The organism is Thorsellia anophelis DSM 18579 (assembly GCF_900111395.1).
Lineage (GTDB): Bacteria > Pseudomonadota > Gammaproteobacteria > Enterobacterales > Thorselliaceae > Thorsellia > Thorsellia anophelis.
Genome location: NZ_FOHV01000014.1, coordinates 54,568 through 71,039 on the forward strand (window position 1 = coordinate 54,568; position 16,472 = coordinate 71,039).

The following is a 16,472-nucleotide window of genomic DNA, read 5'->3' on the forward strand; positions in this document are numbered from 1 at the left end:
CTCACAACAATTGCGTCTGTTGCTCTAACTCAGCCATTACCTCGTCAGGATTCGCCTCTGGGTCGATGATTTCAGCCTTTTGCAACTGATTAACCATATCGACTTTACGAATCGCCCCTTGTTGCCAAGCAGATACAAGCGTCATAACGTTTTGAGGATTGATTTCGGTACCAATAAACTTGCGGTTAATCTCGAAAAGTATTTCTTCATCTTTGATGTTCATGTACTTAGCACAAAACTTGATAGCCTGAGTGTAGGCCTCTGAAACGTTTGATACGCACGTCGCCAAAACAGATGTTTGAGCGCTTGCGTCATTCTCGGCTTGTGTCGCTGTTTTATTGCTACTTTTAGCCTCAACCAATCTTGCGCCTAACATTACCATCAAATCTTGTTTATCTAACATAGCCTCGCGTACAAGTGGATTGGGTTGTGCTTGTGTGTAATTAAAAGCCCCACCTACAGGCAGTAACAAAGCATTCCTAGAGCCTATTTTTACACCTGATTTTTCAAGATGATTGCGCCACTCTTCAGTTAAACCACTAATTGACGGCTGAACTTGACCACAGAAAAACACACTATCTTCATAATCCGCTGAATTACGATAGTGAGCAATATTCATATTCGCCAAATCTAATAGCGGTGATTCATCGATTGAAGAATCGTTATTTTGAGCCCCAACAAATGTACAAGGAATCTCATCCCATGCGCCACCTGCGGTAACATTTGGAGTGTATTCAGCATCAACAACAAACTCGCCTTTATCGTTTGCACGATGAACCCGACAAATAAACTTTCCATCTTCAATGGCCAGTTCGCGATATTGAGTAATTGATTTGAATCCGTAACCGTCAGCGACCTCAACAATTTCTTTTAAAACCACCAGCACCAACTGATTACGGCCATTAACTCTATCTACTCGCCAGTTAATCACGTTTTCAGCAGGGTACGAGAATATTTGTGCTTGTTTCGATTGGTCGTTATAGTCAATGTAGAGAAAGTGCCTACCAACCTCTAAAACGTTCTCAAGTACGTTCTGCGCCTGTTGATAGATTGAAGTTCCCGAACCATCAGCATTAGTTTTCAAAAAGTTTAATTTATCACTTACATTCATAAGTGGGTTCTTTCTAAATGCCATGCCAAGGTAACCATTTTTTGTTGTACCTGTGGCATTGAGAAATACAGCTCTTTCTAAATAGGATTTGTTTCTAGCATCGTTCTCTGGACTATCGTTAGTTGGGTCCAATTTAGGCAAATAGTCATTGCCCTTCTCTTTTACTGCTTGCTGACCACGACAAACATCTCTTACCAGTTGCCAAACTGGGTAAGCGCTTGTCAGCTCTGGTCTTGTAAATGTGATGTCGTTAGCCATTAGTAAATAGTTCCTAAGTTGATTTCTGTCGCAAACTCGACCTTGTTTTTAACTGACACAGCGAAATATCTGAAAGCATCAGCACCATGCGATGTGTGATCGTGAAGTGGTTTATCTTTCCAACAACCGCGCTTGTCGTCCCATTCCTTGCGATAACCTTCAAGGTGTTTTATGCCCTGGTCGCACTTGGCGCTATCGAATACGCAATGAGGTAATAACTCACGAACTGCCTCAATACCTGTATCCACGCTGACTTTAGGCGCAATCTTGAAAGAGACGCTATATATCTCACCGTCAATTTCATAACCTTGCCTTGCTATTTCTAATCGTGATTTAGCGTCACTCATCATTTCACGATTTTGAATATCATGCGGTGCGGTGTGACTGCCATACTCATAGCCTTTGTCTTTAAGCACTTTGAAGTAGTGTTTCATGCCCTCGCCACTGTTCTCGTAATAGTCAATGACGTGCCACTCGGTACCAATTTTCCTAACAAACCAAATCGATGTAGAATCGCCCACACCTAAATCCCAGTAGGTATGCACTGGTTGATGTGAGTTTTCAGGTAGATTCTCAATTATTCGCTGATTAGCGTAGAGATATAAAAACTGTTTAGCGTAGTAAGCGCCCTCGATAGATTGCTTAAATGCTTCCTCTGGGATTGATGGGTACTCACGCATGATGTCCGCACCGAGCGTCTTTTCTTTCGCTTGGTACCACGCTTTTTGTTCTGGTGTTAATTTGATGCCATACTTTGATTCTAGCTCATCAAAGTACTCAATTAATCTGTCTGGTAACTTACTCGTCACTTCAAGCGAGTATTCAGGATTAAGCCACCATGAGAAGAAAAAGAATTTCCAGTCAAGTGGACTTAATGTGACACCCATTTTCAGCATTTTTTCGGCTAATTGAGAGAACTCGAAGAAGTAACCACTTCGCCCCTCGGCTGTACTTTCAATTGTCGCAAAACAATCCTTTGACACTGCTTCAAGCGCACCAGTAACAATCTCTTGCGCCTTGTGCGGATACTTGGCGCATATCTTCCCAAACTCTGAAATGTGCAAATATCGTAAGGTACCGCCACGGAATGAGGTTGATACGGTTACCGAGCCGCCTTTTTGAAAGACTAGCTCACCTGCAGCATCGTTACTAGCAGGATTGGCTGCTTTGATTTCATCGGGTAGCTTATCGTAGGCGAATTTTACTTTCTCACGGAATAAACGTTTAGCATCAGGCAAGGTATGAGCAATCAGCGCACATTTAGCACCCTCAAACAGCGCCGCATCAAGTTGCATGATACAAACCAGTGTCGTGAAACCTAACTGCCTTGCTTTTAGAATGATGTTGCGGTGATGAATACCCTCAAAATAAGCCAATTGCTCGGCTGTCATCTTGAATCGGACAATTTTACCTGACTTATCGACGATAAAGTAAAGATGGTTTAACCGCCAGAACTTATCGCTCAATAACTTGATATGTTCTGGTCTCATACTCTACTCCGATAATCTATCCATTAATTCAGATAATGCGTTAACTGTGGCGTCACCTTTACCCTCTAAAATATTTTTAAGTCTCTGAATCTCTAATTGTTGTTTTTCTATACTTGTTTGCAGCGCTCGCTTAGTTAATTCACTGTCCTGCATACCTAAGTATCTGGCCAGCATTTTGGCAACTTCAACCTGTGAGTTCATCATGATTTCGGTGCCATTTTTAGTTTGTTTGATACCTGCATACAAGCGCCTTGCTTGACGGCTTAAATCACGAGTATCTTTAAACAATACGCTACCAACCCCTTTACCTCTACACTTAGGGCAGTCAGGATTAGGATCCATTTCTTTATCGAAATTAAATCCGCCATCGCAGCTAGGCTCTGCTATATCTTTTGCAGCTGCTTCTTGTGCCGCTTCATCATATTCAACTTCATCTATCCACTGATACTGATGCCCCTTACCCCAGCAATGACGGCAATTAACGCGCCTATGCTCAACTAGCTCATTTGGGTCCGCACTCAAGATATCTGACATCCAAACCAATACTGAATCAACAGTGATCTCAGTCCTTACCTGCCTTAAATCGAGCGCATCTTGGATGGGTTTGGCAATCTTAACTGTTCTTAACATCCTTGAGGCGCTAATATAAGCCACGTCATTTGTGCCCGTGTAACCTGCCTCTTTGTATGCTTTAATTCGGTCGCCTGTTCTAATATAAGTTTCTACAAACTTAATCTGCTTATCATTTAAACCATAATCAAGCAGGTTTATAACAAATCTATTTTGTGACGCTTCTTGTCCATTACCAATCACATCTGCTTGAGGTATTTCTTGGTTAATAAGTTCGGATTTATCATTCAAACTTTTAGGTTTGATGTTTTTACGTTTTTTTACACCATCAAACTTTTGCCAACCCTCAGCTTTTGCTTTTTTGTGAATTGCTGTGTCACTTATTCCATGAAGTTCAGCAAGAGCTCTAACGGATATTTTTGATGATGTATACTCTCGCTCAATTTTCTTCCAATCAATGCCGTTGCTCATACTATTTTCCTTCTTTGTTGTTTAGATTGTCGAGCATGTATGTTATCGCTCGTATATCTCCTTTTTTAGCTTTTTTATATAACTCGTTGGTTAGATCGGCTATGACTAATGCCTTACCTCTGCGAATTGATTTTCTTATTTGATTGGTTAGCTCTTTATCGTTATCGCAATTTAACTTTAAGATACTTTTTATCTGCTGTTCAGTTAAACCACGACCAGCTAACCCCTCAATTTTATCAAGTAAATTATCTTCCACTTTTAGCCCCTCAAGGTCTCGAACTAAGCCGGTAGTTTCGCTAATATCGGCTTATATAACAAACACTACCGATAGTTGAGGATTAATGATGAAAAAGAAAATTGATACACTACGTGAATACGCAATGAATGAAGATTGGCACACAGCAATAAAATTAGCAGCATCTTTCCCTAGACTTGGAAATGAAAAAATAGCTATCACTCGCGCTAAAGAAGCTTTAGTGCGTCCTGATTTTCAAATTCAATTAGGGAGAAATCCTGATTTGTTACTTGCTGAGGGTATTAAAGCATTGAGAAATAAGTATTCGTTTTAAAGTACTTCCTCATCTACTTCACTGCCTATATCTTCTATTTCAATATCACCACAGGCTAAAGTGGCTTTTTTAGGGTCGCCTTTAACGAACACTAAAATATTTTGATGTGTTTTAGATAATTTACGACTTGCCTTAAATGTTCTTGATGCTGTCATAGCTACACCACCAACGCTTGTCGCTAATATGGCTTCATTATAATAATCAGCGCCGGCATCAATAAATGCTTGAATCGTATCCGATACAAAGTTCCTATATATCCCTTTCTTGTCTCGTACATCACCCACAACAAAACAGGCGAAACGATCTTCTTTTAGCATTGAGACACATTCTTTAATTATTTGTCTGTACGCCTTTAGAAACTCAGGGTAATCCATTGTAGATAAATCATCTGGGTTATCTGAATAAACTTCTAAATCTGCATAAGGTGGGCAACTAAAAATAAGATCAGCTTGCGCATTATCTGCATGCTTCCTAATGTATGTGCTATCACCACATTTCCAAATTGGTGTGTATTCATCATCTGGGCTTTTAATATCTTCCCACTGCTGAATATTTGCTGAAATCTGTTCAGCTCGTAAATCGCAACCAATATAATTGCGTTTAGTCTTAGCTGCTACTACGCCACGAACAGAACCTCCTGAGAATGGGTCTAAAATTAAACCTCCTTCAGGGGAAAACCATCTATAAGCTAGCTCACATAGAACAGGATCAAATATACTTGTACCAGGTAATAATTTTACATCTGGGTTAGCTTCAAAGAATTCATCCCAAGAAACCTTTTTACCCACCTTTTCTTCATAACGATTTTTTTCATCATAAACTGCAGGTGGTTGGTGTGATTTATTGAATGTTAAACTTTCATCACGACCTTCTTCGGATTTAATGCCTAACGCTATCCATTGTTTCTTTCGCTCTTGCCACTTTCCATCTCTGGCACTAAGTACTGTAAATGGAGGAAATAGAAATTTTTCAAATAATGACCCCGATTTATTACCGCCAGATAGTTCGCCAATATCAACATCTGTTTTTAAGTCTAAAAGATCATCAATCTCTAGTTGAGTAAATCCTAATGTATCAATATCAAAACCTGACTCAATAAGCTCATTAATCTCAATCTTTAAAAGTTCTTCATTCCACCCTGCATTTAAAGGTAAACGATTATCAGCTATTCGATATGCTTGTTTCTGTGTTTCAGTCAAACCAGTAAGCATTATTGATGGCACTTCATCTAGTGCCAATCTTTCAGCGGCCATCAAACGACCGTGACCAGCGATTAATACTCCCTCCTCATCAATTAGAACAGGATTAGTCCAACCAAATTCTTTTATACTCCCCATTAACTGGGTTACTTGTTCATCTGAGTGTGTTCTGGTGTTTCTTGCGTAAACAATCAGCTCTTTGACTGATTTATATTCGATTGATAGTGTATTGTTATTGTTTTTTGTTGTCATTAAGGCATCCCTTGATTATGATACCTGCGCTCTCGAGAGCAGGTGGGTCTTGGTTTGCGCTCATTAACTTAGGTGTGATGAGTGTAAATGGCTACTGATAATTCCAGTTATCAGTGGTCGCCCACTCCTCAAGAGCAGTTTTATATCTTATTTATTAATTTGTTATGTCCTATAAATGAAAAACCCACCGAAGTGGGTTTGTTAATTGGTGCTCATTAACTTTACTAATTTGTTAGATCAAGCATGCTCTTAGGTTTTGATTTCATTTCAACTGCATTTTGGATTGTAAACACAAGAAAATCTAAAATTTGCTCAGCCGCCCTAAATGCATCTGGATATGTAAAACCAATTTTATTAAATAGCTCTTTATCATTTAATATATTCGGCATTTCTACTACTTCAATTTTTGCTTTGCCTATTTGGCTTATTACTTTGTCTAGCAAAATTAAATTATACGAGATATCACCAAAGTGTTTAGTTTCGAAAACAATCGATATTATGTAAGTTAACCCCTTTTGTTTAGTTTTGCCACCTGTTTTTTTTAGTTTAATATCATCTAAGCCTATATTCTTTAGCTGCTCATGAATAGCACTTAAGACTCTCTTTTCTGTCTCGATTGCTTCCTCATGAAATTTTTCAATCTGTAAAACTTTATTCGGATAAGCTGTTTTTAGTTCACTCAACATAATTTGCTCCTTTTTGTCTGCTTTAAGAGCTTTATATATTGAGGGTAATAATATAATTTCAATCTTTTTTCTTAAACAAAGTTGAAAATAAGATCAAAGTCACAGTTTTTCTCTTTTTTCTTTAATGCTCAAAACCTGCTTAACCACCCAATCACTCAAATAAGTCAAAGCTTCGTGATTATTAGCATCTAATTTAACACCTGCGTTCTCAAGAATTACCCAAGCTGCATGAATTGATTCGTGGCTAATTACATGGAATGGGATATTGTCTATATCATCGAATATGATGATCACAGATAAAGTTCCATTATTACCAAAGGCCTTAATCGTCAATCCATTATAATCATTACCATATTGTTCAAAATCAATATTTTTGAAGTAGGATTTAGCAGCTTCAATTGATTCGCAGATACTAATATGCCCTGAGTAGATAGGAACTTTTAAGTGGACGATTGGCTTAGCAAGTTTCTTTATTTTGGTTACCTCTAAAAATAATTATTAACATCAATTGAAAAGATAAATTTAAACCATATATATTAGTTTCGTCAGAAGATGCTATCTTCTGTATTTTTCACTTTTATTAATTATTAAATGAGGTATTACTAATGAGCAACGCATTAAGCCCACATAATAAAAAATTGTTAACAGGTTTTCTCAGTGATAAATCCTATACAACAAAAGATGTTAACGCTGGGATAAAATATTCACACCCTGATGGGAACGGGCCGCACTGCACAATTTACTTGAAAGCTGACGGAACAAACACTTATCAAGTTCAAACTGGTTCTAATTTAGCTGCTGCAGAAGAGTTAAATAAATTCATTCAGGTTTCTTTTGTTCAGAGCTAATTTGATAAAAACAGCATTTGTTTGGCTCTTAGAGCTTCAATCTCTCTGAGAGCCCTTTTATCTACATTGCATTGACCTAGCCTGCCTAATAACTCGATATTCAAGTCCATACTAGCTCCAAAAGTTAGCGGTTCTGGAATAATCGGGATATTTACGTCAGCTAGCAAATTTGGGTCAGTTGGTTGATGCAGGGTTACGTATTCTGTCCGCGTACTGCCGCAACCTATCAGCAGCGGCATTAGGCACAAGAGTGTTAGAGCAATCAGCAGTTTTGATAATCGTTCTGACAATCTCTTTTGTTTGATTCTCATCATCTGATAAATCCTTTTTGGTTTGGATAACTGCATTACTTACGGCATTCATAGATTGAGTAAAGGCTGACTGCAGTTTGATTGTTGTGTCGAGTTCAGTCACTTGGTCATTAGCGAGTGTTAGTCTATCTCTAAGGCTTAATGTGTAATTAACACCAAGAATCAATAGCCCAAAACCAACAACAGCCAATAAAATAAGATGGGCTTTACTCATTATGGATACTCTTTGCGAGATAATTCAAAATGAGGGCCATCATAAAACCGCTCATCATCTGAACGACCATTCTCGTTCCAATCTCCGCCCCATCGGATATGAATCCCTAATTCATTGGCAGCTTCAAACATTGCATCTGAAATAGCTTTGAATTTTGAAGTATCATTCCATGGGATCGTTCCTTGTACCCATGGGGCACAATCAACTGCGTGACCGGTGATATGCCGAGAATTCATAGTCTGACTAGCACCTTTGGCTACTAAATCTTGTTGCCTTGCTTTTGTCCTTAAACCTTCAATAACACGAAAATCAACAGTGCTTTTATGAAGTGCTAAAGTAACAACTTTTACCAAATCTGGGTGAATGCCTTTCAAGTTTTTAAGGCTTACTTCTGAAAATTTAAAATGACTAGCCATAGTTACTACTCCATGTATAATTAACAATCTATTTAACTAAATTAAGGGGATTTAAATGTCTACATACAAAAAAATTGCTGAATTCGTTAAAGATAAGCACCATGTAACAGTCAAAAGTTGTCACATAGCACACTGTAAAGAGCTTTTTGGGTTACCTAGAAAGAACTCACATAATCGAAGAGACCCAAGCAAACGAGTTTATGAGTGCCCTGAAAAATTTAAACCCTTCATAAAAGAGGCATTCATTAATTTTGGGTTGCTTAAAAAATAAAAAACCAGTTGGGTGGTTGGGGTTATTTACTGTTACTTTTTTAAAAAGGTAGATGTCATTGCTTTTAAGGCTTTATAAACATTACCTCTTTCAATAACAATGAATATAAGTAATGTGGCATTTAGACCTAACTCACCTAAATCAATATTACCGTCATAAGTAAGGGTAATGATTCTAAAGCTAATAAAGCCCATCCAAAACATCATTAGTGAAGCCAATAAAGACTTTGCGTAGTTTGGCTTATTTTCAACAGGCCTATGAAAAGCAAACATCATTAGAAAATTGATTAAACATATAACTAAATTTGATAATGTCATCCAATTGTAAGTTGTTATTAGCTCGTGGATATAATTACTCATCATCCACCTCCTTGCCTTTTCTGATGTCTTGAACGTCTTTTGCCACTCCTTTAATACCACGCCTTTGAATATACCCATAAACTGCTACAACAGAGGAAGATAACACCAATGCGATAAAGAAACCGATTGCATGATTATCATCTCGGATATAACCACGATTAATCATCCATACTTGAACACCTGGTGTCATAAAGAAACCAATGCCAAATGAAATGATAGCCAGTGGTAATTTAAGTAATAGCTTGTAGTGTTGATTTAAAAAGGTAAACAACAATGCACCGGCTAGAGACCCTGCAAACACGAGAGTGTTATAATCGTAGAATGATGAGGATATTGCTGCGGTAGTCGTTGCACCCGCGACAGTTACTACTGCGGTGCTGAGATTAGGTTCCATTTTCAGTCACCTCATTCAAAAACAGATTAAACATATGCTCTCCTTGCACTGATGAAAATAAAAAGCCCCAGTTCTTAGGCTGAGGCTTGGTGTGTTTATTTGATTTTTAGGCACAAAAAAACCTCGATTTTTAGGTCGAGGTTTATTGCTTAGTGCTAACAGATATAAAAATCCCACTATGGGTGTCAATTTATAACAGTTTTATGCAATTTGCAATACTTATTTTTTACTTAGTTACTTTTTTTATCGTGCTATTTGCAAAATTTTCCTCTATCTCACACTTTATAACTAAATGGTCTAATAATGGCTTAAACCTTCTAGACCATGTTGATTGTGTTAATTCAGTTACTATCGATGAAACAGCCCTATAAGCAACACTAGAGGGTATTTTAAAGAAGCCTTTCCCATTACAACGACTACAAATTTTTTCAGTCAAAACGCCTGTTTTATTAGTTCTCACTTGATCAATCACTTTACCTGAGCCATGACACTGGCAACGATTCTTAACTAAGCCAGTCCCTTTGCAATGTTTGCAACCAATTCCATTTATCTTTTTAGCGCCCTTACACACAGGACACTCTTTATCAGCATCTGGCGAATTAACGTATTCAGCGTAAGCAGCTTGAGCTAAAATCTTAACCACCATACCCAGTTGACGACCGCTAACTGATTTACCCAGATACTTTGGCGCTTGAGTCAATGCATATCTAGTTAATTCAGCAATTGCGATCTCTTTTGCTTCTTGGCTTAAATCTACTTTTGCAAAGAATAAAGCCATACCAAATTGAGATTTAGCTGTGGCCATTCCTAGTGCGCCCATAATGTCGGTAGCTGTTAGTCTATCATCAGCAGTACACGGTGATTCCGTTGTGATACTTAATGATTTTGGACTGAAATATTTAACTGCTGATTCTAGATTCATAACTACCTCACTTATTTGATAATTCTTTTAACTTGTTTTTGTACTCAACTTCAATCGCCTGCAGTTCTTCAACGGTCCATCTCTTCGATTCGTTGTTGTTTTCTATAAACTCTAGTCGCTCTAATCCTATTTTTTCAATCAGCGCGAGGCGATAAGGAGCAATATTTCCAGACTTGTACTGATTGCAGACTACACATTGCTTGTGAATATTGTCTTCGTGAAACCTTAATTGCGGCGATGACGCTACTGTTCGATAGTGCCCTGCGTCCCACTGGACTGATTCTATCGCACCACAACTAATGCAATTTTTGTCTGCATCTCTTTCTCTGATATATCGATTAACTGCTTTTTGAGCCCTATTAGCCCAATACGAGCGAGGTTTTACTTTTAGCTTACGCTGCCTAATTTCCGCCCTTTCCACTTTTAAAACTTCATCGCGCTTGCGTTGCTCTTTCAGCCTGTTTTCATGCCTAACTTTTTCGATAGAACATTTAGGACTACATACCACTTGCAAACTGTTTCTTGGCTCAAACGTTTCTTTGCACCACCTGCAAGCTTTCGGCTTGAGCTTTCTCTTTTTGGTATTCTTCCCATGCGTCATTGATATGCTCCTTTGTGTAAAATTCACCAGTCCAGTATATTTTTAAGCTGATTTTTTCAACAAGCTTCATGCTTATAAGTTCAAACTCAAACTCAGCGCGCAAATCTTTGGTATTCATCTGGTAGCACTTCTTTAAATTTGACGTTATTCTCGGTACCAAAAGCCGTCATAAGCTCAATCATGAATGTCATATCTTTAATGCTCATTGAACGAGTAGATAACCCAACTGCAATAAATCCACGCCCCTCGATATCAGGTACCGTTTTTAATTTCTTCATTGAAGCCGTAAAAAAGTCTTTCCATTCTTCGCTAGTGAGCTTATAACCATGCCAAACAACTTGCTCGCTAATATCTTTCAGCATCGCCCAAAGTTTCGAATTTTGTTCTAAAGTTCGTTTACTCTCTTTGATTTCAATCATTAGAGGTTTATCGTCTCTAGTCTCTAATGAACGAATGAAATCAATAGCATTTTGTTTAATTTGGTTATTACGAAGAAAGAAAGACTGTTTCATTGGATCACTCCATTGTTTTAACTAAATCTGCAATCAAATCATTCAATTCGGCAGTGTAGAGGATTAAATCCGCATCAAACCGTTGAGCGTAGTCATCGCATTTATCATCAGCTCTTTGATCTAATACAAATTCACTGAACTTGATATTTTTTACTTTGAAATCCTCATCAAGCACAAAATTAATTTTTTCTCGCCAATTAAGACCGATTTGCTTAACTTCCCCTGAACAGGCCAACTCAACCATTTCATCATTAAGGTCGCTATCTTTAAAAGTGGCAGTGGCATTATCTTCATCAACGATTTTCAACTTTCCATCGAATTCTAAATAGTGAGGAAATTCATTAGTAACCCAATTTGTAATCGTTCTTGATACTGGTGTTTCAAACATACCAAACGGTACCACCGGCAAAGACCCTAGCACTCTTCTAAGCAATCCAAGTACTAACTCGGCTTGTTTAGCGCTTGATGTATCGACACTGATTCTCTCATTCTCATGATCAACCCAGATTTTCACCTGCGTGAATTTTGAAAACGCTCGAGGCATTAAGGTGACAATAACTTCTTGTTTCACAGTAGCTCTTTCAGCTTTGCTTAATTTAATATTTCTTGCATTTTCAATTTCTTGAATTCGGTCATATACAGCCTTAGCAATGACTGAGCTTGGTAAGATTTTCTCTTCTTTTCGGATAACGAGTAAGCTGCTTTTGCCGAAGTTATGAACATAGCTCTCAGAAATATCCAATGGCGGCACAAAACCCATTTTGACTAAGTCTTGTGATTCACACGGCATAAACTTCTCTGCTGCAATTACATCGTTTGATAACTCAATCGCTTGCTTTAATTTGAAAATCATTAAACTCTTAAACATATAACACCTCTTTTTAGTTAATATTAAAACCCACTTGCATAACGTTTTTGTTTGACTGGCTCATCTCGCATAAAAGCCATTTTTGCTTGAGCCTGGTCAGTGTTTTTCATTGAACCTTGACGTTGCTCAACGAACACTGTCCCACTTTTGCCATGGCGATTTAGCCTTAAAATCAGTTCAGTTATGTTTTGATTAGCGTTTTCGTCATAAGCACCCTCACGGTATATTCCTAACCAGTAATCACAATCTTGTTCTATCTGGCCAGTGTCTCGACTGTCGCTTGGCAGCGGTCGCTTATTGGTTCTTTTTTCTAAATCACGATTTAATTGAGTCAATAGGACTACAACGCAATCAAGCTCTTTAGCCAGATTTTTAAGTCCTTTGGTGATAATGCCGTAGGCTAGATCGTTTCTATCCGCTTTCTCGGCTTTCATCAGTGTTAGATAATCAACAAAGACCATACCAATCGACCCTTTAAGCTTTTTAACCCTGCGGCACTCTGAGACGATATGAGCGAGTGAAACACCTGGTGTGTCATCGATAAACAAATTACCTGTTTGCGCCATTTTGTGAGCTGCTGCAAAAGCGAGCGTGTAATCAGAATCACTATCTGGCCCCATGTAAAAAATGTCTGAATTTAAGCCGGTTTGTTGAGTAATCATTCTTTCGAATACTTGGTCAGTCGGCATTTCCAAGCTGAATATTGCGACTGGGCGATTCTGATTAACTGCACAATGAACTGACATAGTCGTCATCAATGCAGATTTACCCATTTTAGGTCTGGCGCCAACAACAAATAACGAGCCTTTGACCACTCCCTTTGGCGCTAATAGCTCATCAAGTGACTCAATCCCAGTAAGCAATCCCCTAGCGTCTGAATTTGGATCTAATCTTTGCTCCAGTTTGTTAGTCCAATCCTCAAAAATATCATCTAACGATTTAAGGCCAGTTTTGGTGCCTTTCTTAGTGAAGTCATTCAATTGATTGAACATTGCGCTGACTGCGTCCAATTTCTCATTTGTTGGCATTGTCTTATCTTCGTAAAACATTTGCGTCATTTTGTGTAATTGATTCAATGTGTAACGCTCAATTGCTTTTTCTCTCACAATGCGCGCGTAAGTTTCGATATTTGCGATGCTTGGAGTGTTTTTTGCCATTTCAGCTAAATACGCAAAACCGCCCACTTGCTCGATCAAACCGACATTCGCTAGGTCTTCACTCACTGTCAATACATCTATCGGCACTTGTTTTTTAACCAGATTTTTAACGGTCGTGTAAATCATTTTGTGACTATGCGTGTAAAACGACTCAGCTTTTAGATTATTTAAAACACGTTGGCAACGCTCGTCATCGCCTAAAATCAATAAACCGCCTATCACTGACTGTTCAGCTTCAATCGACTGTGGCGGTAGTGTTAGAGTGTTATTTGTCATCACGAACCCCCTCGCGCACTTCAAGGTAAAGCTGTTCAGATAAAATATAATCGATTGATTTTTTGCGCCATTTGTTGCCTGTTGCTTGGTTGTATCCGTCAGTCAACATCCAACGGCAGCGCTCAGAGATATACTCAAGATAAGACTGCCAGTCGTTTAATGTGAAAGGTTGCCCCTTGGTATTCTCTAGGTCATTTTTAATCTTCTTGGCTTTTTGCCAAAATGTTCTGATTTTTTGTCTACGCTTGTCGCTTAGGCCTTTGGCAGATATTTCTGGCAGTACTTGATTAAATATTTTTAATACGTCTTCACAACGTAATTGCGGTTTTTTAGATTCATCAGATTTTGATGATTCAGATTGCTGTTGCGAGTCGTTGTTAAACGACCTATCTAATACGTTAGTATTAGATAGATTATTATTTATTAACTTATTAATTGTGGCACTTTGATGGCACTCTGATGGCACAACCTCGCCACTAAGCTTTGCTGGCTCTTGGTTTGAGTTGGCACTTTGATGGAACTTTGATGGCACTTTTTCAGCGCTATTTTGCCCATTTTCTGACCACTGATATGAGTCATAATTTACTATTGAAACTATCGAATAGTGTCTATTTGCATCAACAGTAATTACCCCATGTTTTTTTAATTTGCTCAATAGATACTTGATTCTATCAACGCTAATTCCTGTTTCATAAGACAGTTCATTCCTACCAGTTACCAGTTGCCCTCTATTCAGTGCGATTTCCTTGCCATTAATAGTGATTACACTTGGCTTGTAAGTTGCATCCATCAATAGATGAATGAACAAATGAGTAGCCTCAGAATCCTTATAAAATGATGTTTGTTTAATTTTCCTATGGATCATTACAAACCCCTTAGCGCTTAATGCATTGGCTGTATCGTTTGCATTTGCTCGCTTAATTTGACTGATTCTTGCTGATTCAAAATCAACTAATTTTGTCTCACTCATCTTCGCCACCTTCCTTTTGATTGTTTTGTTTAGCTAACTCGTAAGCTTCCCTAAGCTTTGAGACTGATTGCTTAGAAAAACCATTTAAATAGTCCAATCGCTCTAATTTTTTGTGGCGAATTGAGCGAGGTTTTGATATAATTCTTTTGTTATTCATATGTGCCCCCTACGCTGTATATGCCCCCGCATTGCAGCGTTATTTTTTTCTGTGATGTTATTCTCATTTCTGGTAGACCTTCAGTAATCCAATAATCTCATTCGTTTTTGAACTAAAGAAATCGTGCAAACAATCCAAGATTTGCTGTTTTTCTTTTGAATCAATCTCCCCATCTTCGATCGATTTTGATACAACTAACGATAGTAGAGCTTTCTTAGCATCACTGTTGACCGAAAGATTGAATAATTCCGTATTATCCAAATCATCTGAATCTGGAAGTTTTGTGAATACACCGCCCTGCCTTTTCGCAAAGTATTCAGCCAAAAAAGGCTTTCCTGCGATATCCTCAATCGCCTCCAATTCATCTACAGAGAAAAATCTGCATTTGTTTTTTTCGTACAGTCGATTATTAAAACTGTTCAACTCCATACCAAGTGCTCCGGCAACTGCAGATCGTCCACCTGGTACTTCGTTGCATAAATTTATGATTACTTGTTTTATGTTCATATAACCCTCGTTATTAACTACTTAGCTGTAAAATACTTAGTAGTATTCAGTTATTAAAGATTTGTTTAAAATTTACTTATTGAGTTGAAAGCGGAGGAAATACATCATCCAAAGAACATGACGCTCCACGCGAATTAAGTTCTTCAACTATTGCTCTACAAGTTTGCAAGTCTGGGCTTCTTCTACCTGCTTCATAATGCCCAATTGCTCCTTGGGTAACTCCTATAGATTTAGATAGTGCGCATTGAGACAATCCAATCGCTTTTCTAATTTGTTTTAGGTTATTCATGTTGCCCTCCATAAATTCGGCTTCATTATAGTACATTATGTATTTAATTATATCAAATTTTAAATACATTTTGTTAGTTGATAAAAATAATACAGAGCGTAATAATGCAAAAATGAAAACTACATGGACTGAAATAGTAAAAAATAAAATGAAAGAAACTGGAGTTTCTCAAGATAAACTTGGTGAAATGATAGGTAAAACTCAGGGTGCTATTGGGCATTGGCTTAATGGTAGGCGTCAACCAAGCGTTGAAGAAATCGCTGAAATGATGAAAGCGCTTAATTTAACAGAGATAATATTGAATTCAGATGGTTCTGCTTCTTTATCTACTGATAATAATATAAAAGCGCCAAAAGTGATAAAAGAGAGCGCGACTGATTCTTTCCCTGTTGTAAGTTGGGTCAGTGCTGGTAATTGGAGTGAAGCAATAGAAAACACATCATTAATTGATAAATGGTCTAACACTAATGCTAAGGTTTCCTACAAATCTTTCTGGCTTGAAGTTAAAGGTAGTTCAATGACAGCTCCAAGTGGCTTAAGTATACCAGAAGGTATGTTGATACTTGTTGATCCTGAAAAAGAATACAAATCGGGTAGCTTAGTGGTCGCAAAACTAGAAAATGATAACGAAGCCACTTTTAAAAAATATGTTGAAGATGGTGGAAATAGATATTTAGTAGGATTAAACCCTAATTGGCCTGTCATATCCATACGTGAAGATTGCAAAATTATAGGCGTTGTTGTTGAGGCTAAATGGGACAGTTTATAACTTGGTAAGATGCAGCTTCGGGGGG

26 protein-coding genes are annotated in these 16,472 nt (G+C 37.9%); 4 read left to right on the forward strand and 22 right to left on the reverse strand.

Annotated elements, in window-relative coordinates:
- Window position 1: 1 nt before the first annotated feature.
- Genes BMW37_RS09450 through BMW37_RS09465 form a run of 4 tightly spaced genes read right to left on the reverse strand, consistent with a single transcriptional unit; the run spans window position 2 to window position 4,156 of the window.
- The gene (locus BMW37_RS09450) at window positions 2-1,369 is read right to left on the reverse strand and encodes a DUF4055 domain-containing protein (RefSeq protein WP_093320180.1); all 1,368 of its coding nucleotides are present in this window, start codon (window positions 1,367-1,369) and stop codon (window positions 2-4) included.
- Window positions 1,369-2,859 (reverse strand): terminase, encoded by a 1,491-nt coding sequence (locus BMW37_RS09455; RefSeq protein WP_093320183.1) that lies wholly within the window; start codon window positions 2,857-2,859, stop codon window positions 1,369-1,371. Before BMW37_RS09455 ends, BMW37_RS09450 begins: the two co-directional genes overlap by 1 nt.
- Before the next feature lie 3 nt (window positions 2,860-2,862).
- Window positions 2,863-3,900, reverse strand: a complete 1,038-nt coding sequence (locus BMW37_RS09460; RefSeq protein WP_093320186.1) for a terminase small subunit — start codon at window positions 3,898-3,900, stop codon at window positions 2,863-2,865.
- A 1-nt stretch (window position 3,901) separates the two neighbouring features.
- The gene (locus BMW37_RS09465) at window positions 3,902-4,156 is read right to left on the reverse strand and encodes a hypothetical protein (RefSeq protein WP_093320189.1); all 255 of its coding nucleotides are present in this window, start codon (window positions 4,154-4,156) and stop codon (window positions 3,902-3,904) included.
- 88 nt (window positions 4,157-4,244) lie between these two features.
- On the opposite strand from BMW37_RS09465, the gene BMW37_RS09470 reads away from it, so the two are divergent.
- A complete protein-coding gene (locus tag BMW37_RS09470; protein WP_093320191.1) occupies window positions 4,245-4,469 on the forward strand; it encodes a hypothetical protein in 225 nt (74 codons plus the stop codon).
- Here the strand turns inward: BMW37_RS09470 and BMW37_RS15965 are convergent.
- From BMW37_RS15965 to BMW37_RS09485, 3 genes are all read right to left on the reverse strand, one after another.
- Window positions 4,466-5,920, reverse strand: coding sequence for a DNA methyltransferase (locus BMW37_RS15965; protein WP_093320194.1), 1,455 nt, complete (start codon window positions 5,918-5,920; stop codon window positions 4,466-4,468). The genes BMW37_RS09470 and BMW37_RS15965 overlap by 4 nt on opposite strands.
- A 224-nt stretch (window positions 5,921-6,144) precedes the next feature.
- On the reverse strand, window positions 6,145-6,606 hold the full coding sequence (locus BMW37_RS09480) for a hypothetical protein (RefSeq protein WP_093320197.1): 462 nt from the start codon (window positions 6,604-6,606) through the stop codon (window positions 6,145-6,147).
- A gap of 99 nt (window positions 6,607-6,705) precedes the next feature.
- On the reverse strand, window positions 6,706-6,900 hold the full coding sequence (locus BMW37_RS09485) for a hypothetical protein (protein ID WP_093320200.1): 195 nt from the start codon (window positions 6,898-6,900) through the stop codon (window positions 6,706-6,708).
- A 311-nt stretch (window positions 6,901-7,211) separates the two neighbouring features.
- Between BMW37_RS09485 and BMW37_RS09490 the strand changes: the two genes are divergently transcribed.
- Window positions 7,212-7,454: a hypothetical protein gene (locus tag BMW37_RS09490; RefSeq protein ID WP_093320203.1), complete on the forward strand. Its 243-nt coding sequence runs from the start codon at window positions 7,212-7,214 to the stop codon at window positions 7,452-7,454.
- Here BMW37_RS09490 and lysC read toward each other — a convergent pair.
- From lysC to BMW37_RS09505, 3 genes are read right to left on the reverse strand one after another with little or no spacing between them, the layout of a single operon-like run.
- Window positions 7,451-7,693: an Rz1-like lysis system protein LysC gene (lysC, locus tag BMW37_RS15970; RefSeq protein ID WP_425441784.1), complete on the reverse strand. Its 243-nt coding sequence runs from the start codon at window positions 7,691-7,693 to the stop codon at window positions 7,451-7,453. The genes BMW37_RS09490 and lysC overlap by 4 nt on opposite strands.
- Complete coding sequence (locus BMW37_RS09500) at window positions 7,629-7,979, reverse strand: DUF2570 domain-containing protein (RefSeq protein WP_093320205.1); 351 nt, start codon at window positions 7,977-7,979, stop codon at window positions 7,629-7,631. Before BMW37_RS09500 ends, lysC begins: the two co-directional genes overlap by 65 nt.
- Window positions 7,979-8,395, reverse strand: coding sequence for a M15 family metallopeptidase (locus BMW37_RS09505; RefSeq protein ID WP_093320208.1), 417 nt, complete (start codon window positions 8,393-8,395; stop codon window positions 7,979-7,981). Before BMW37_RS09505 ends, BMW37_RS09500 begins: the two co-directional genes overlap by 1 nt.
- A 55-nt stretch (window positions 8,396-8,450) precedes the next feature.
- Between BMW37_RS09505 and BMW37_RS09510 the strand changes: the two genes are divergently transcribed.
- Window positions 8,451-8,666, forward strand: a complete 216-nt coding sequence (locus tag BMW37_RS09510) for a hypothetical protein (protein WP_093320211.1) — start codon at window positions 8,451-8,453, stop codon at window positions 8,664-8,666.
- Between the two features lie 32 nt (window positions 8,667-8,698).
- Here BMW37_RS09510 and BMW37_RS09515 read toward each other — a convergent pair whose 3' ends face one another.
- The 12 genes from BMW37_RS09515 to BMW37_RS09560 form a co-directional block, all read right to left on the reverse strand.
- Complete coding sequence (locus BMW37_RS09515) at window positions 8,699-9,025, reverse strand: phage holin family protein (protein WP_177168634.1); 327 nt, start codon at window positions 9,023-9,025, stop codon at window positions 8,699-8,701.
- Window positions 9,018-9,419 (reverse strand): hypothetical protein, encoded by a 402-nt coding sequence (locus BMW37_RS09520; protein WP_093320217.1) that lies wholly within the window; start codon window positions 9,417-9,419, stop codon window positions 9,018-9,020. Before BMW37_RS09520 ends, BMW37_RS09515 begins: the two co-directional genes overlap by 8 nt.
- Before the next feature lie 226 nt (window positions 9,420-9,645).
- Window positions 9,646-10,341 carry an antitermination protein Q gene (locus tag BMW37_RS09525; protein WP_093320220.1) on the reverse strand — a complete coding sequence of 232 codons (696 nt, stop codon included), beginning with the start codon at window positions 10,339-10,341 and terminating at the stop codon, window positions 9,646-9,648.
- 7 nt (window positions 10,342-10,348) lie between these two features.
- Window positions 10,349-10,942 carry a recombination protein NinG gene (locus BMW37_RS09530; protein ID WP_093320223.1) on the reverse strand — a complete coding sequence of 198 codons (594 nt, stop codon included), beginning with the start codon at window positions 10,940-10,942 and terminating at the stop codon, window positions 10,349-10,351.
- Window positions 10,869-11,060 carry a hypothetical protein gene (locus BMW37_RS15125; protein WP_177168628.1) on the reverse strand — a complete coding sequence of 64 codons (192 nt, stop codon included), beginning with the start codon at window positions 11,058-11,060 and terminating at the stop codon, window positions 10,869-10,871. Before BMW37_RS15125 ends, BMW37_RS09530 begins: the two co-directional genes overlap by 74 nt.
- Window positions 11,035-11,454: a recombination protein NinB gene (locus tag BMW37_RS09535; protein WP_093320226.1), complete on the reverse strand. Its 420-nt coding sequence runs from the start codon at window positions 11,452-11,454 to the stop codon at window positions 11,035-11,037. The genes BMW37_RS15125 and BMW37_RS09535 overlap by 26 nt, the downstream gene beginning before the upstream one ends.
- A gap of 4 nt (window positions 11,455-11,458) precedes the next feature.
- On the reverse strand, window positions 11,459-12,322 hold the full coding sequence (gene rdgC / locus BMW37_RS09540; RefSeq protein ID WP_093320229.1) for a recombination-associated protein RdgC: 864 nt from the start codon (window positions 12,320-12,322) through the stop codon (window positions 11,459-11,461).
- A 23-nt stretch (window positions 12,323-12,345) separates the two neighbouring features.
- Window positions 12,346-13,755: a DnaB-like helicase C-terminal domain-containing protein gene (locus BMW37_RS09545; protein ID WP_093320232.1), complete on the reverse strand. Its 1,410-nt coding sequence runs from the start codon at window positions 13,753-13,755 to the stop codon at window positions 12,346-12,348.
- Entirely contained in the window at window positions 13,745-14,725 is a 981-nt protein-coding gene (locus BMW37_RS09550) for a hypothetical protein (RefSeq protein WP_093320235.1), read from the reverse strand. The genes BMW37_RS09545 and BMW37_RS09550 overlap by 11 nt, the downstream gene beginning before the upstream one ends.
- Entirely contained in the window at window positions 14,718-14,882 is a 165-nt protein-coding gene (locus BMW37_RS15130) for a hypothetical protein (RefSeq protein WP_177168635.1), read from the reverse strand. The genes BMW37_RS09550 and BMW37_RS15130 overlap by 8 nt, the downstream gene beginning before the upstream one ends.
- Window positions 14,883-14,945: 63 nt before the next feature.
- Window positions 14,946-15,389, reverse strand: a complete 444-nt coding sequence (locus BMW37_RS09555; RefSeq protein ID WP_093320237.1) for a YmfL family putative regulatory protein — start codon at window positions 15,387-15,389, stop codon at window positions 14,946-14,948.
- A gap of 76 nt (window positions 15,390-15,465) precedes the next feature.
- A complete protein-coding gene (locus BMW37_RS09560) occupies window positions 15,466-15,678 on the reverse strand; it encodes a helix-turn-helix transcriptional regulator (RefSeq protein WP_093320241.1) in 213 nt (70 codons plus the stop codon).
- 112 nt (window positions 15,679-15,790) lie between these two features.
- On the opposite strand from BMW37_RS09560, the gene BMW37_RS09565 reads away from it, so the two are divergent.
- Complete coding sequence (locus BMW37_RS09565; RefSeq protein ID WP_093320253.1) at window positions 15,791-16,447, forward strand: LexA family protein; 657 nt, start codon at window positions 15,791-15,793, stop codon at window positions 16,445-16,447.
- Window positions 16,448-16,472: the final 25 nt, after the last annotated feature.

Bases quoted from the DNA above. Each gene is read 5' to 3' on its own strand.
- BMW37_RS09520 (WP_093320217.1), bottom strand. From the start codon at position 9,419: ATGGAACCTAATCTCAGCACCGCAGTAGTAACTGTCGCGGGTGCAACG.
- BMW37_RS09450 (WP_093320180.1), bottom strand. From the start codon at position 1,369: ATGGCTAACGACATCACATTTACAAGACCAGAGCTGACAAGCGCTTAC.
- BMW37_RS09470 (WP_093320191.1), top strand. From the start codon at position 4,245: ATGAAAAAGAAAATTGATACACTACGTGAATACGCAATGAATGAAGAT.
- BMW37_RS09480 (WP_093320197.1), bottom strand. From the start codon at position 6,606: ATGTTGAGTGAACTAAAAACAGCTTATCCGAATAAAGTTTTACAGATT.
- BMW37_RS15130 (WP_177168635.1), bottom strand. From the start codon at position 14,882: ATGAATAACAAAAGAATTATATCAAAACCTCGCTCAATTCGCCACAAA.
- BMW37_RS15965 (WP_093320194.1), bottom strand. From the start codon at position 5,920: ATGACAACAAAAAACAATAACAATACACTATCAATCGAATATAAATCA.
- BMW37_RS09510 (WP_093320211.1), top strand. From the start codon at position 8,451: ATGTCTACATACAAAAAAATTGCTGAATTCGTTAAAGATAAGCACCAT.
- BMW37_RS09565 (WP_093320253.1), top strand. From the start codon at position 15,791: ATGAAAACTACATGGACTGAAATAGTAAAAAATAAAATGAAAGAAACT.
- BMW37_RS09550 (WP_093320235.1), bottom strand. From the start codon at position 14,725: ATGAGTGAGACAAAATTAGTTGATTTTGAATCAGCAAGAATCAGTCAA.
- BMW37_RS09460 (WP_093320186.1), bottom strand. From the start codon at position 3,900: ATGAGCAACGGCATTGATTGGAAGAAAATTGAGCGAGAGTATACATCA.
- BMW37_RS09560 (WP_093320241.1), bottom strand. From the start codon at position 15,678: ATGAATAACCTAAAACAAATTAGAAAAGCGATTGGATTGTCTCAATGC.
- BMW37_RS09500 (WP_093320205.1), bottom strand. From the start codon at position 7,979: ATGAGTAAAGCCCATCTTATTTTATTGGCTGTTGTTGGTTTTGGGCTA.
- BMW37_RS09490 (WP_093320203.1), top strand. From the start codon at position 7,212: ATGAGCAACGCATTAAGCCCACATAATAAAAAATTGTTAACAGGTTTT.
- BMW37_RS09555 (WP_093320237.1), bottom strand. From the start codon at position 15,389: ATGAACATAAAACAAGTAATCATAAATTTATGCAACGAAGTACCAGGT.
- BMW37_RS09530 (WP_093320223.1), bottom strand. From the start codon at position 10,942: ATGACGCATGGGAAGAATACCAAAAAGAGAAAGCTCAAGCCGAAAGCT.
- BMW37_RS15125 (WP_177168628.1), bottom strand. From the start codon at position 11,060: ATGAATACCAAAGATTTGCGCGCTGAGTTTGAGTTTGAACTTATAAGC.
- BMW37_RS09535 (WP_093320226.1), bottom strand. From the start codon at position 11,454: ATGAAACAGTCTTTCTTTCTTCGTAATAACCAAATTAAACAAAATGCT.
- BMW37_RS09515 (WP_177168634.1), bottom strand. From the start codon at position 9,025: ATGAGTAATTATATCCACGAGCTAATAACAACTTACAATTGGATGACA.
- BMW37_RS09545 (WP_093320232.1), bottom strand. From the start codon at position 13,755: ATGACAAATAACACTCTAACACTACCGCCACAGTCGATTGAAGCTGAA.
- BMW37_RS09525 (WP_093320220.1), bottom strand. From the start codon at position 10,341: ATGAATCTAGAATCAGCAGTTAAATATTTCAGTCCAAAATCATTAAGT.
- rdgC (WP_093320229.1), bottom strand. From the start codon at position 12,322: ATGTTTAAGAGTTTAATGATTTTCAAATTAAAGCAAGCGATTGAGTTA.
- BMW37_RS09505 (WP_093320208.1), bottom strand. From the start codon at position 8,395: ATGGCTAGTCATTTTAAATTTTCAGAAGTAAGCCTTAAAAACTTGAAA.
- lysC (WP_425441784.1), bottom strand. From the start codon at position 7,693: ATGCCGCTGCTGATAGGTTGCGGCAGTACGCGGACAGAATACGTAACC.
- BMW37_RS09455 (WP_093320183.1), bottom strand. From the start codon at position 2,859: ATGAGACCAGAACATATCAAGTTATTGAGCGATAAGTTCTGGCGGTTA.